The organism is Ruminococcoides intestinihominis (assembly GCF_040096285.1).
Taxonomy (GTDB): domain Bacteria; phylum Bacillota; class Clostridia; order Oscillospirales; family Acutalibacteraceae; genus Ruminococcoides; species Ruminococcoides intestinihominis.
The window spans coordinates 62,811-77,572 of the sequence record NZ_JBBMEY010000006.1; the positions used below are offsets into that span (position 1 = coordinate 62,811).

The 14,762-nt window shown below is 31.1% G+C and carries 8 protein-coding genes and 1 tRNA gene; 6 read left to right on the forward strand and 3 right to left on the reverse strand.

Annotated features, from left to right (window positions below; genetic code table 11):
* Window positions 1-96 precede the first annotated feature (96 nt).
* Complete coding sequence (locus tag WMO18_RS02900; RefSeq protein WP_367286299.1) at window positions 97-2,022, reverse strand: Ig-like domain-containing protein; 1,926 nt, start codon at window positions 2,020-2,022, stop codon at window positions 97-99.
* 164 nt (window positions 2,023-2,186) lie between these two features.
* Window positions 2,187-5,723 carry a bacterial Ig-like domain-containing protein gene (locus WMO18_RS02905; protein WP_367286300.1) on the reverse strand — a complete coding sequence of 1,179 codons (3,537 nt, stop codon included), beginning with the start codon at window positions 5,721-5,723 and terminating at the stop codon, window positions 2,187-2,189.
* A 257-nt stretch (window positions 5,724-5,980) separates the two neighbouring features.
* Here WMO18_RS02905 and WMO18_RS02910 point away from each other — a divergent pair, with 257 nt between their 5' ends.
* The 4 genes from WMO18_RS02910 to WMO18_RS02925 all read left to right on the forward strand — a co-directional run bounded on the left by WMO18_RS02910 (window position 5,981) and on the right by WMO18_RS02925 (window position 11,101).
* Window positions 5,981-7,228 carry a WYL domain-containing protein gene (locus tag WMO18_RS02910; RefSeq protein WP_348982038.1) on the forward strand — a complete coding sequence of 416 codons (1,248 nt, stop codon included), beginning with the start codon at window positions 5,981-5,983 and terminating at the stop codon, window positions 7,226-7,228.
* The gene (locus WMO18_RS02915) at window positions 7,218-8,129 is read left to right on the forward strand and encodes a WYL domain-containing protein (RefSeq protein WP_367286301.1); all 912 of its coding nucleotides are present in this window, start codon (window positions 7,218-7,220) and stop codon (window positions 8,127-8,129) included. Before WMO18_RS02910 ends, WMO18_RS02915 begins: the two co-directional genes overlap by 11 nt.
* A 264-nt stretch (window positions 8,130-8,393) precedes the next feature.
* The gene (locus WMO18_RS02920) at window positions 8,394-9,875 is read left to right on the forward strand and encodes a DUF2828 family protein (protein WP_211147748.1); all 1,482 of its coding nucleotides are present in this window, start codon (window positions 8,394-8,396) and stop codon (window positions 9,873-9,875) included.
* Window positions 9,876-9,898: 23 nt separating this feature from the next.
* Complete coding sequence (locus tag WMO18_RS02925) at window positions 9,899-11,101, forward strand: RtcB family protein (protein WP_211147747.1); 1,203 nt, start codon at window positions 9,899-9,901, stop codon at window positions 11,099-11,101.
* 580 nt (window positions 11,102-11,681) lie between these two features.
* Here WMO18_RS02925 and WMO18_RS02930 read toward each other — a convergent pair.
* Window positions 11,682-11,766, reverse strand: a tRNA-Leu gene (locus WMO18_RS02930).
* A gap of 337 nt (window positions 11,767-12,103) precedes the next feature.
* On the opposite strand from WMO18_RS02930, the gene WMO18_RS02935 reads away from it, so the two are divergent.
* The gene (locus WMO18_RS02935) at window positions 12,104-12,772 is read left to right on the forward strand and encodes a winged helix-turn-helix domain-containing protein (RefSeq protein ID WP_211147746.1); all 669 of its coding nucleotides are present in this window, start codon (window positions 12,104-12,106) and stop codon (window positions 12,770-12,772) included.
* Window positions 12,773-12,779: 7 nt separating this feature from the next.
* Entirely contained in the window at window positions 12,780-14,429 is a 1,650-nt protein-coding gene (locus WMO18_RS02940) for an ATP-binding protein (protein WP_367286302.1), read from the forward strand.
* Window positions 14,430-14,762 lie beyond the last annotated feature (333 nt).

Consider the following 14,762-nt stretch of genomic DNA (forward strand, 5'->3'; position numbering starts at 1 on the left):
GGTTTTATAATAAAATAACATAATTTCTAAACAAAAAACCTCTTGCTAAAAACAAGAGGTTTTCATAATTATTAAGTTACAATCTTTATTACAGTTTTACTTAACTACAATCTTACACTTTGCAGACTTTTTACTGCCGTCTTTTGCAGTAGCTGTAATATAGCAAGTGCCTCTTTTCTTTGCAATTACTTTACCTTTGCTATTAACTGTAGCAATTTTTGTATTTGATGACTTCCAAGATACTGATTTATTATTTGCATTCTTTGGATAAGCAGTAGCTTTTAGGGTAACGGTTTTCTGTTTAGCTTTGCCCTTTGCTTTTAGGATAGCTGAATTTCTGTTTAATTTAACAGATGTTACAGGTTGCTTTACTGTTACCTTAACAGTAGCGTATTTATTGCTACCATCAAGTGCCATTACTTTAATTGTTGCATTACCTCTGCCCTTTGCAGTGATTTTACCACTTTGGTTTACTGTTGCTACTTTAGCATTAGAAGTTGTCCACTTTAATTTTTTATTTGTTGCATTAGTCGGAGTTACTGTTGCTTTAACAGTTGTACTTCTACCCTTTACCAATACAACTGACTTCTTACTTAATGATACCTTAACAACTTTCTTTACAGTTGGTTTTGTTGTATTTGTTTCTTTATTAGAATATACTCCACCACCGGCAACTAGGATTTTACCTTCATCAATCATTTTCTTAAATGTTGCCTTTATTTCAGCTAATCTATTCTTATGATTCCTAGCTGATGATTGGTCACTATAAGAATCTTTATTTGGATAATCAGGATAGTTTTTATCCCATTTGTTGATAATATCATAAGGTGATGTACCCTTAGGAATAAACTCACCTTGAATTTTACCTACTGATGTAATCTGTAGTGGAATACCGTACTTCTTAGAATTATTAGTCCATGTAGCCGGATAATACAAAGTTTTGGAATCTATATTATTTTCAATTATCTTTTCATTACCGACAACAGAAATTGTATCACCAATACAATCAGTATTAAACATTATTGGACAAGTTTCATTATTAAGATTATCACAAAACATAATAGAATACTGAGTATCAGGCTTTAATCCATCTGAAAGGGTTTTACTATAGTATAGTTTATTTAAATCATAATAAAGTTTACCGTCAGCATCTTCTTCAAGCTTTTCAGCTTTCATCATCCAACTATAAAAAGGCATACCAACTGAATTTTCATAAATATGAGCGAAATAAATACTGCCTTCCCAATCAGGCTTTTCAAAATATATTTTTCCACTATCTTTATAAACAGTTATATCAAAAGTAGCTGACAACTCCTTACACTTAACTGTAATAGTATTGTTACCCAGAGTAAGCTTATCAGTACCCTCTAATGTATAATTATTTATTGTTACTATATTATTATTGGTATCAGTAGCTTCAACATTTAATCCATCAGAATTAAATGTTTCTCCCTCAATATAAATTGTCTTTTTTGGTAATGAAACAACCTTTAAATCAACATAGTTAGGTGTAACTTTAGCAGTTTCTCTGGTAGTTGCATCATCACTAATTTTGAAATCATCAACAATTGTTTCACCATTAAGTCCTGTTACTATTTCGGGACTATTTTTAATAGTAAAGGTACCATGTTGTAAAACTTTAAATGTTGCTTTACAAAGTCTTACATCTTTATATTTTGTTTTGTAACCACTAATATTGCTTCCGGCATAATAAACATAACCCTCAATATCAGTATTTATCATAATACCATCTGTACCATCCTTGCCTATATCAGGCATTGAGAAACTTTCAAGTTGTAATCCACTCTTATCATACTCTAATTGACCTTGAAAATTTTTCCAATCGTAATTAGAATTAATATAATAAGTATATGTTACCGTATCAGTTACCCTAGCACCTATGCCATTAATCCATACATAATCATCATCTGTTGATGATATTGCTGAAACTGATATTCCACCAAAAGTTGAACATATCATAAGTATAGATAGTAATATGCTAAAAAACTTCTTACCTTTCATACAAAATCCTCCATTTACTAATTATAGTTATATTTTACCATATAAAAAGTTTATAATCTATTATGATAGTTTACAAATTGTTTATTTATCCGTTGTGCAACTTGCTTATAACAAAGATAAAGGCTACCCAATGGATAGCCTTTCGTAAAATTACTATTTAATTGTTACTTCTTAGTAGTAACATTGGTTACTGTCCAAGTTGAATATGCCTTACCGTTTTTATCATTATAATATGCACGGATACGGATATACACTTTCTTCTTTCCTATTAGTTTCTTAACTGTTTGAGAAGTAGCATTGCCACTCTTTACAGTAATTTTCTTTGCACCTGAGAAATTACGCTTGTATGAATACTGAATTTCATAACCCTTAGCACCTGAAACTTTCTTCCAATTTAGTTTGAAAGACTTTGACATTGCAGTTGCTTTTACACTAGTAGGCTTAGCAAGTTTTTTCTTTGCAATTGTCCTTTGTGGTTTTATAACCTTGCCACATACTGAGCAATGACTACCTTTAGTCTTACCATTTGCAGTATAAGTTGCAGATACTGCTTTATCAATGACTATTTTGTGTTTAGTCATAGAGATTAATTCACTATAATTTTCGTTACATCTTGAACAAGTATATTGCTTATAACCTGCTGTACTACAAGTGGCATCTACTGTCTTTGAAAGTTCAAAATTATGATTTAATGCATTTTGATATTCAACATAACTGTCACCACAACTTTGACAAGTATATGTTACACTACCTCTGGTTGTACAAGAAGGTACTGCTGTAACCTGTGCAGTATAGCTATGATTTAGTTTAGGAATTACCTTTTGTGGTACTAAAATAGTATCGCAAACATTACAATGACTACCTTCTGTTAAACCGTTTTCTTTACAGGTTGCAGGTTTACCGTAATCAGTAATTGGGTTATGACCTGTTTCTTTTACATAAGAATCACGATATGTATCACCACAATTCTTACAAGTATGTTCTATATATCCTCTTTCTGTGCAAGTTGGCTTTACAACATTTTCACTGTAGTTATGGTTAAGAGCCTTAATTTCTTCCCTCTTAACTATTTCACTACAAGTTGTACAGTGCATTACCTTTTCACCGGCATTTTCACAAGTTGCTTCTTTAGTATTAATCCATTCACCCGTTGGGTTATGAATAAACACTTCAAAACTAGCAGTCAATGATTTATATGATACTGTAACATGGTTTGATTCATCAGAAACACCGAAACCACTTATTTCATAATTCTTAATAGGTTCTGTCTTTTTGTTGTCATATGTACCGTAAACAATCATACCTGTAGTATCTAGCTTTTCACCTTTTAGATATGTTGTTTTTGTAGGTGGTGTAACTGTTATCTTAACAAGAGTTTTATCCTTAACTGTAACATCAACATTTGCAGTCTTACCATCATAAGTAACCTTTACAGTACCCTTGCCTACTGTTGATGGTAGTGAAGAAATATGATAATCAGTAACTACCTTTGATGTACCGTCATTATAATGTGCAGTAACCTCCATACCTGTCTTGTCAAAATCTGTACCAACTATATAAGTTGTTTTTGCAGGTTGTTTTGTGATAGAGATTGAGTCTACATATTTTTCTACAACATCAACAGTAAAATAAGTTGCACAATCGCCGTAAGAAACTTTAACAAGTTGTGAACCGATTTCATCTGTAATTTCTGATGTTTCATAGTCGGTAATTTCTTCACTTAAGCCATTGTCATATGTTACAGTAATCACCATACCGGTTCTATCAAATTTTTCACCGGAATAATATAACATCTTATTTGGTTTAGAAGTAATAGATAATTCTTCAATCTTTTTCTTAGCAAAGTTAATATTAAATTTTGTTGTAAAATCCTTGTATTTAACTGTAACTGTTTGTGTACCGGCAGTATTATCATACTGTAATTCATAGTCACTGATACTTTCCTTATATCCATCATTACGAAGTTTAACAATGTCCAAACCCTTAGTATCTAACTTTTGACCTTCAATATAGTCAGTCTTTTTAGGTAGAGAATTTACAAGTATTCCGATAATTTTTACAGGAACAACCTTTACCTTAAAGCTAACAGAAAATCCTTCATATGTATATGTTGCATCATAAGTACCGGAATTATTAATATCAACACTGGTAATATTTGATGGTGTTAATGAAACAAATTCTATAGTGCCATTATCATAGGTAATTCTTACTAAACCACCTGTATAATCCGGCTTTGTACCTCTTACAAATTCTGTTTTATCAGGTAAAGTGATAAGAGAAACATCCACTACCTTAGGCTTTACTGTAACATTAATGTTGTATGTTAATGTTTTGTTACGGTATGTAACTGTAACTGTCTGTTCACCTGTAGAAGATAAATCATAACCACTAAGCATATTCTTTGTAATATCAATATTTTCGGAAGTGTTATCAACATAATATACAGTAATTGAACCATCTACTTTAAAGTCATCACCTAAGAAGTAATTAGTTTTAGATGGAACTTCGTTAAATTCAATTGTATCTATTTTCTTATTTTCATTCTGCATATTATCCCTTAATTGAGGATATGGGTACTCAAAATTCTTATTAACTGTCCAAACATTAGAGAAATCAAAACCGTTAAAGTAGCTTTCATCACTCATTTGTTCATCTGTTAATGAAGTTACACCACCGTTTGATGTATTACAATAATTTAAATAATAGCAATTTGATGCAGAAGCAAAACTAAATCCACCAAATTCAAAAGATGAAGTTTCTGTATCAGCCACACCTATAGTTTCAGCATTATAACAATTTGTAGCTGCATTAATACCCCAAGTAATTGCATTTACATATGCAGTAACATTATTTCCTTTTATATTAAAAACATTACCACTGTTATAACAATCTTTAATCTTTTGACCTGCACCGGATATACCGGCTTCAAAAATAGTACCATTATAGTTTTCACTAAAATTTGTTAAACGACCTGAATTGTATGATAAAGAAACATTATCACCTTGTCCACAAATGCCACCCATATATAATGAAATATGATCTCCGTTATCATACTTATTAAAGAAGTCCTTTACAGAACCTGCAATCTGAGCATTGTTAGAACATTTAGTAATACTACCGGTAGCATTGTATCCAACAATACCTCCGGCAAACATTTGTCTATCAAAGCAGTAAGCATTTATATTACCACTTAGGATATGACAATTCTCTATAGTACCGGAATTATATGCACAAATTCCACCAACATATGTATTAAATACAGTATCAGAATCAATACCATTACAATTGATAGCTACCGACTCAACTGAAAGATTTTTGATTGTACCGGAATTGTTAGCAAAAAGTCCAAAGTATTTACTAGGCATACCACTGAACCCGTTAATTCTTAATCCTTTAATGGTGTGATTATTGCCATCGAATATACCTGTAAAGGCAGTGTTACTATAAATATCTTCACTACCTATAGGATTCCATCCATATTCATTTTTAAAATTATAATTTCCACCATCTGCTAAATCATCTGCCATATCAATATCAGTCATAAGAATGTAATCAGCATTCATATCGTTACGAATATTATATAAGTCATCAATATTCCAAATTTCTTTAGCATTTTCATCTGCCAGTGCAGTTGTACCTAACACAGAAAATGCACTGATTGCCATCAATACTGACAGTATTGAACTAATAATTTTCTTCATAATATGCCCTCCTAGAGTTTTAATATGTATAAAGCGTACCATTGCAATAGGAAAAATTCAACAATTTTTGTTATTTTTGTATCATTGAACTAAGCTATCAGCATACTGTTGTTAAAAACTACAATACAAATTAATATTGCCCTGTAAAAATCATTATATAAATACTATTAAATACATTTATAAAAAATATTATGCATATCTAAATATTTATGATAGAATTTAAGTAAGGAAAATTATTGAAGGAATGAGGTGATAAAGTGGCTTACAATGAATTAATAAAGAACTTTATCCGTATTCGTGACTATATGAGGGAATTTTATGTATATGGCTTTAAAAGTAGAGATAAATTCACAAGAAAAAGCAGTCGTTCTTATGATGATGAGCGTAGAAGAATTGAAAGTTGGCTTGGTGACTATATGAGTTTCCGTCAAACTGCTGACGGTAAAAATGTTTTTATGTCAATTGATAGTAGAGTATCCCACCACAATCCCCTATACAAATCCTTTAAAACAAAGAGTTTTACCGATGGGGATATTACCCTACACTTTATTCTTATGGATATATTAAGTTGTACAGAAGAACCTTTATCAATTAGTGAAATTACCGAAAAGATTGATGAATATTTGTGCAACTTTTCAAATCCAAGAATATTCGATGAGTCAACTGTAAGGAAAAAGTTAAAGGAATATGTGACTGAGGGAATAATTCTAAAAGAGAAGAAAGGTAAAACCTTATATTACAGTTTATCAAAGGATAATGTTAATTTAGATTTTAATGTTATAGATTTCTTTTCTGAGGTTGCACCTTGTGGAGTAATCGGTTCTTTTCTTCTTGACAAATGTAACAGTCATAAAGAACTTTTTCAGTTTAAGCATCACTATATTACCGGTGCTATGGATAGTGAGATTATGTGTGAACTTTTCATAGCTATGAATGAAAAGAAAAATGCTACAATAGAAATTCTAAACAGACATAAAGAAAAGGTAACAGAAAGCCTTGTAGTACCTTTAAGAATTATGATAAGTGTACAAAACGGTAGGCAGTACCTTATGGCATACTCCCATAATTTTAATAGGATAACCTCCTATAGACTTGACAATATTCTTTCTGTAAAGGTCAATGATAAGTGTGATAACTTTGATGAATTAAGAAATAATCTAAAGAATATGATGCCTAAGCTTTGGGGTGTTAGTTCTTCCGGAAAGTCAAACCAAAGATTAGAGTCTGTTCAGTTTACAGTATATTACAGTGATGAAGAAGAATTCATACATAACCGATTAGAAAGAGAAAAGCGTTGTGGTACAGTAGAAAGGCTTGACAATAACCACAGTAGATTTTCTGCAAATGTATATGATTCCAGCGAATTAATACCTTGGATTAGAACCTTTATTTGTAGGATAACAGAAATTAATTTTTCAAATAAAGAACTGGAAAATCAGTTTAAAAATGATATTAAAGAAATGTACAAGCTATATGGCATTAAGGAGGACAACAATGATATTTAGTGAATTATACAGTGCCTACTACAATGCTGTGGCTGAAATTCTTAAGAAAGCAGTAAAAGAACCTATTAACAAAGATGATATTAGAAAAATTGTAAATAGATATGCTTTTAGTGAAAGTATAATAAATATTGAACCTGCATTAGTTGAAGAAAAGTGGCAACTTCTATTGCCTGACGGTACAACTCCAATTAAAAAAGAACCAAAAATGCCTCTGACTAATATTGAAAAAAGATGGCTAAAGGCAATTTTTCAAGATCCAAGAATTAAGCTTTTTACTGATGATACTTTTGATTTTCCTGATGTAGAGCCTTTGTTTACAAATGAAGATTATTATATTTTTGACAAATATAATGATGGTGATTCCTTTGAAGATAAGCAGTATATAACAAATTTTAGAACTGCACTTGACGGAATAAGAAACAAATACCCACTAATTATAAAAATGAAAAGTCGCTATAATGAGGATATATGCTTTAAATTTTTTCCGAAATATATGGAATACTCAGAAAAAGATGATAAATTCCGACTTATCAGCAATGACAAGCATTATGGTGGCACTATCAATATGGGCAGAGTGATTTCTTGTGAAAAATATGATGGCAAATTAAAGTACAAAAAATATACTAAGAAAGCCTCAAAAAACAAAACTGTAATCTTTGAACTTATTGATGAAAGGAATGCACTTGAAAGAGTGTTAATGCATTTTGCTCACTTTGAAAAGCAAGTTGAAAAAGTAGAAGAAGAAAAATACAGAGTTACAATAAACTATGATAAAGATGATGAAACAGAAATTGTAATTCGAATTTTATCCTTTGGTCAAATGGTAAAGGTGGTTGAACCAAATAGTTTTATAGATTTAATTAAAGATAGATTACTTAAGCAAAAAAGTTGTGGACTTTAGAGTTCGCAACTTTTTTTCCAAGATAAATGAAAATAAAAATTGTAAAATAATGTCAACAACTGAAAGGAGGTAAGTTGTTAAAAGACGCAAACAGCAATTTCTAATTCAAGATTAATGATTAATTATAAATCATATAAAGCGTCTTGTTCTAAAGGCACAGACAGCAAACCTTTTCTTTTTGTAATATTTTATATTACCGTAGTAAGCAACGCTTACCTTTTTAATGTGCCTTGTTTTCATTTTATCTTTAAGGAGGAACATACAATGTTGGAAGATATGAAAAAGAACTCAAATTTAACTTTTACTGAAAATGGTGCAGTTACCAATGGAACAACCGGTTCAGATTGTCTTGACCTATTTTCCGGCATTGGTGCTTTCCGTTATAAAAGTGATGGTGAAATTATTAAGTCATTTATCAAAGCTTTTACAGAAAATCCTAATATGGCTATGAAGATACTTTTCTTTGGTAGAGATGTTAGAGAAGGCTTAGGAGAAAGAAAAGTATTTCGTACTATTATTTCTTGGCTTGGAAATAATGAACCAAAATCTATTATTAAGAATATTGAGTATATTGCAGAGTATGGTCGATATGACGATTTACTTTCACTTTTAGATACAAAGTGTGAACAGGAAGTAATATCTTTCTTAAAAGTGCAATTTGATAAAGATATAGATGCAATGAATAGTGGAAAAGCAGTTTCATTATTGGGAAAATGGTTACCATCAGTTAATGCATCAAATAAAGAAACTGTAAAAACAGGAAAAAGAATAGCAAAGGCTTTTAACCTTACTGATGAAAAATACAGAAAATCACTGTCAGCATTAAGAGCTAAAATTAAAATTATTGAAAATAATCTTCGTGAAAAAGATTATACCTTTGATTATAAAAAGCAACCATCAAGGGCATTGTTTAAGTATAGAATGGCTTTTATGAACAACGATAATGAAAGATATAGTGAGTTTCTTGCAAATGTATCAAAGGGTAAAGCAAAGTTAAACACTAACAATATTTATCCTTATGAATTAATAGAACCGTACCTTTCTACTTCATTTCTACACAATGAACAAATCACTTTTACTGAAGCAGAAAAAGAAACACTAAATGCTACATGGGCATCATTCCCTGATTTTTGTAATGATGAAGACACCTTAGCAGTTATTGATACATCAGGCTCTATGTATTGTTGTTCAAAGCCAACACCGGCATCAGTAGCACTTTCTTTAGGTTTATATTTTGCAGAACATAACAAAGGTAAATTCAAAAATCACTTTATTGAATTTTCAAATAAACCACAACTTATTGAAATTAAAGGTGAAACATTTGCCGATAGATTACGCTACATAAGCCAATTCAATGAAATTGCAAATACCAATATTGAGGCAGTATTTAACCTTATTCTGGATACTGCTGTAAAGGGTAATTATTCACAAGAAGATTTACAAAAGAAACTGATTCTTATTTCAGATATGGAATTTGATTATTGTGTAGAAAATGCAAATGAAACAAATTTCAACAATGCCAAAAAAGCCTTTGAAGAAAAAGGCTATAAACTTCCTAATATAATTTTTTGGAATGTTGCAAGTAGAAACAGTAATCAACCTGTAACAAAGAATGAACAAGGTGTAGCCTTAGTTTCCGGAGTAACACCACGATTATTTTCTATGGTTGCAAGTGGTGAACTTTCACCATATAAATTTATGATTGAAACCATAAGCAATAAACGATATGCAAAAATTGTTGCATAACTATATCACAAAGAGATGATAAAATGTTAGAAATAAAAGGTAAAAAAGCAACTGCAATCTGCTATACAAAGGTAATAGAAGATGAGGCAGTTGAACAGATAAAGAGAATGTGTGACTATGAACTTACTGAGGGTTCAAGTGTAAGAATAATGCCTGATGTTCATTCAGGCAAAGGTTGTACTATCGGTACAACTATGACTATAAAAGACAAGGCTTGTCCAAACATTGTTGGTGTTGATATTGGATGTGGTATGCTTACAGTTAAACTTCAAGATAAAGAAATTGATTTTGAAGAACTTGATAAAGTTTGTCACTTTATCCCATCAGGAAAAAATGTATGGGACGGTAGAATTGAAAGATTTGATTTAACAAAACTTCACTGCTATAGGGACTTGAAAGATACAAGACGATTACAACGCTCACTAGGTACACTTGGTGGTGGCAACCACTTTATTGAAGTTGATATTAGCAGTAATGGAACTTATTATTTGATAATTCATTCAGGCAGTAGAAACCTAGGTAAGCAAGTTGCTGAATATTATCAGCAACTTGCTATAGAATTACATCAAGGCAAGGAAGAATATTTTAAAGAAAGAGATAGAATTATTAAAGAATACAAGTCACAAGGCAGAAGAAAAGAAATTCAATCAGCACTAAAGGAATTGAGAAATAATTTCAAGGCAAAGGCTCTGGAAATTCCGGAAGATATTTGTTGGCTATATGGAGAATTCCTTGGTGATTACCTTTATGATGTTGAAATATGCCAAAACTTTGCTAAAAGAAGTAGAGAAAAAATGGCAGAAATAATTCTAAACAAAACAGGACTGACAGCCACAGACAGCTTTCATACTATTCACAACTATATTGACACAAATGAAATGATACTTAGGAAAGGTGCTATTGCTGCCCATAAGGATGAAAAGATATTAATTCCAATTAATATGAGGGATGGCTCAATAATTGCACTAGGTAGAGGCAACAAAGAATGGAACTACTCTGCCCCACATGGTGCAGGTAGATTAATGTCAAGAACTCAAGCTAAAGAAAGACTTGATTTAGAGGAATACAAAAAATCTATGGAGGGAATTTACACAACTTCCGTAAATGAACAAACCCTTGATGAAGCTCCAATGGCATATAAATCAATTGATGATATTATTGATGTTATCAAAGACTCAGTTGATATAATTGATATTATGAAACCTGTATATAACTTTAAGGCATAATAGAATATTATTTTTAAAACTAACTGCTATTTTAGTGGTTAGTTTTTTGTTTATAGACTTAAAAATATTTTTAAGTTTATAAGATAAATCCCAAAAATGGGACAGTACAAATGTTATTGTATTAATAGAAAGAAAATCAATAACCCATTGTTTCATTTGGAGGTGCTTTAATGAGTATTGTAAAAGAATATACAAGAAAGTGTAAAATTATATTCTAACCTTGGAAATATAGATATTTTCAATTATAAAATACTAAATAGGAATTATTAATAAGTCTAAAAATAATAAACCAACACACAAAAAGGCTACCCATTGGGTAGCCTTTACACTTGCTATAATCTTTTTTAATGTATTTCATTTCATAACATAAGTACATTAAGTTAACAAAATACTGAAAATTTTTTGGTGCAATTATGGTGCAAATCAAAATACTATTGCACCAAAATGGATGCAAATAGTGTGCAATCCGAAAATAATTTGTATACCGATGAAAAATGAAAAAAGCCTTAAAAATGGCTTATCCATGGGCTTTTTGAGGTATAAAAAAATTGGTTAACAAGTAAATCGTTAACCAATTTAATGGTGCGGGTGACAGGACTTGAACCTGCACGTCGGTGAACACTAGAACCTAAATCTAGCGCGTCTGCCAATTCCGCCACACCCGCAAATATTAACTTATTTAGTCGCTATCTCTCAACGACAAGATAGATTGTAACACACATATTGCACTATGTCAATACTTTTTTATAACTTTTTATTATTTTCTACACATACTATTTAATTCAAAACAAATATAAAAATATTTACTTTTAACAGTACAAATCTATTCACTTTTAAACTACTATTAGTTATAATATAAGTGAAGTTTACATAAATATTTTTAAATACTTTTCATACCAATATAATCCAAACTTCTTATTTAACTTAGATTTAACATTACTACTCTTTTTATTTAACCTATTGGTGCTATAATATTAATAGAAAAGAACGGAGATGATATATATGATTTATTTCATAGAGGATGACCGTAGTATAAATGAAGCTGTATTTTATTCATTGAAGAATAGTGGCTTTGAAGTTAAAGGCTTTGAAAGGCCATCAGAATTTTGGAAAGCTATGAAAGAAGAAACACCTGACCTTATTCTTCTAGACATTATGCTACCGGAAGAGGATGGTTTACAGATACTCCGAAAATTAAGAAACAGCAAAGAAACATCAGACCTACCTATCATTATGGTAACTGCTAAAGATGCTGAATATGACAAGGTTATAGGACTAGATAGTGGTGCTGATGATTATATGACAAAACCATTTAGTATGCTAGAACTTGTTTCAAGAATTAGAGCATTACTAAGAAGAACATCTAATCACAAGGATGATGGTGAAATCACGGTAGGCAAACTAACAGTAAATCCCGAAAAACACATTGTTACTGCAAATGGTAAAAATGTTTTGCTTACATACAAGGAGTATCACCTACTTCTACTGTTAATGCAAAACAAAGGTGTTGTTTTCTCCAGAGAAAAGTTGCTTAACAAAATCTGGGGTTATGACTTTGATGGTGAAAACAGAACTGTGGATGTACATATTCGAACCCTTAGAACTAAGCTTGGTGAATGTGGCAATATGATTGAAACTATCAGAGGTTTTGGATATAAGATTGGTGAATAAAATGACAATGACAAAGAAAATATTTAAAAACATTTTTTTAGCTTGTTTTTCTATGCTTGTTGTTACAATCGTTATTGTCTTTGGTGTTATGTACAACTACCATGGAAAACAAATAATGAATGAACTTCATTCTGAAATTAACATAATTTCTGTTGGTGTTGAAGATGGTGGTACAAAATATCTTGACACATTAAGCAAATCAGAAAAAGCCCGAATCACTTGGGTTAACAAGGATGGTTCTATTAAGTACGATTCTAATGTTTCTAAAAGTAAAATGGAAAACCACCTTAACCGTAAAGAAATTAAGGATGCAATGAAAAACGGTACCGGTGAAGATGTAAGAATGTCTGACACTTTATCCGAAAGGACTATATACTGTGCAAAGTTACTTTCTGATGGTTCGGTAATTCGTATTTCCACCAACCAATATACTGTTTGGATTTTATTACTTAATATGTGGCAACCACTTGCAATTGTTGTGATAATTGCACTTGTACTTTCATATATAATAGCTTACCTATCTTCAAAAAAGATTGTTATGCCTATTAATGACCTTGACCTGGAAAATATTGAGGCAGTTACAACATATGAAGAAATTGAGCCACTTGTACACAAAATCAGCCACCAAAACAGAGTTATTCGTGACCAAATCAAAGAATTAAAGCGAACTCAAGCTGAATTTAATGTTATCACAAGCAATATGAAAGAAGGACTTTTGGTTCTTGATTTACAGGGCAAAATTCTTTCATATAATAAGAGTGTGAAAAAGTTACTTAATATTTCATCACTGGATGATGAATATTTAGAAGACCTAAGTATTGATGATGAATTTAAAACTAACATTAACAATGCCATTCATGGAACTCATATGTCAGATACTTTTGAATATGGTGACAGATACTTGAGTCTATACTGCAATCCTGTTGAGGTTGACAGCAAAATTAAAGGTGCTGTAGCAGTTATCCTTGATATTACAGAAAAGCATCAGAGAGAATTATTAAGAAGAGAATTCAGTGCTAATGTTAGCCATGAACTAAAAACTCCACTAACTGCAATTTTAGCATCTGCTGAAATTATCGGAATGGATGCAACTCCTAAAGAAACAGTAACTCACTTTGCACACAACATTACTAAAGAAGCTAACAGACTTATCACTTTGGTTAATGATATTATAAAGTTGTCTAAGTTAGATGACAAGTCATACGAACCTGAAGATAAGGAAGTTGACATTTATGAAATTGCAAAGAATGTTGAGGACACTCTATCTCCTATTGCAGACAACTGTGGTGTTAAATTAACATTATACGGTGAGAAAACAATAGTACATGGTGTACCAACACTACTAAGTGAAATTGTTTATAACCTAGTTGACAATGCTATTAAATACAACAAGCCTAACGGCTCGGTAACAATTACTGTTGCACCGGTAAACGGTAAAGCTACACTGATTGTTGAGGACACAGGTATTGGTATCAGTAAAGAAGACCAAAGCAGAATTTTTGAAAGATTCTACAGAGTTGACAAAAGCCACAGTAAAGAAGTCGGTGGTACAGGTCTTGGACTTTCAATTGTTAAACATGGTGTTGAACATCACAACGGTAAAATGAAAGTTGAAAGTGAACTTGGCAAAGGTACTAAGATTACAATTAAATTTTAACTTTTACTTTTTATTTTGTACTTCAAATAACGGTTTATAGCCTTAATTTATAATAAGCTATTCTATATTAACTCTAAAAAGGTGTAGTAGAAAATTCTACTACACCTTTTTTCTCTGTTCATATATATTATAGTAATACAAATTTAGGTTTGTGGGGATGTTTAAATATGAAAAGTGTAAACTATGTCCTTGTATAAACTGTAAACTATGTGATTGTACAATTCAAAATACAACGATATTTTGTAGCATAAACAATAGTAATTTATATATCGTATTGTGGCTCACAGGTGTAGGGGCGAACAGTGTTCGCCCGTAATGAAAGTGTGATACCTA

Excerpts from the sequence above, each read along its gene's own strand:
- WMO18_RS02935 (WP_211147746.1), top strand. The coding sequence starts at position 12,104 with ATGATTTATTTCATAGAGGATGACCGTAGTATAAATGAAGCTGTATTT.
- WMO18_RS02905 (WP_367286300.1), bottom strand. The coding sequence starts at position 5,723 with ATGAAGAAAATTATTAGTTCAATACTGTCAGTATTGATGGCAATCAGT.
- WMO18_RS02940 (WP_367286302.1), top strand. The coding sequence starts at position 12,780 with ATGACAAAGAAAATATTTAAAAACATTTTTTTAGCTTGTTTTTCTATG.
- WMO18_RS02915 (WP_367286301.1), top strand. The coding sequence starts at position 7,218 with ATGATATTTAGTGAATTATACAGTGCCTACTACAATGCTGTGGCTGAA.
- WMO18_RS02900 (WP_367286299.1), bottom strand. The coding sequence starts at position 2,022 with ATGAAAGGTAAGAAGTTTTTTAGCATATTACTATCTATACTTATGATA.
- WMO18_RS02920 (WP_211147748.1), top strand. The coding sequence starts at position 8,394 with ATGTTGGAAGATATGAAAAAGAACTCAAATTTAACTTTTACTGAAAAT.
- WMO18_RS02925 (WP_211147747.1), top strand. The coding sequence starts at position 9,899 with ATGTTAGAAATAAAAGGTAAAAAAGCAACTGCAATCTGCTATACAAAG.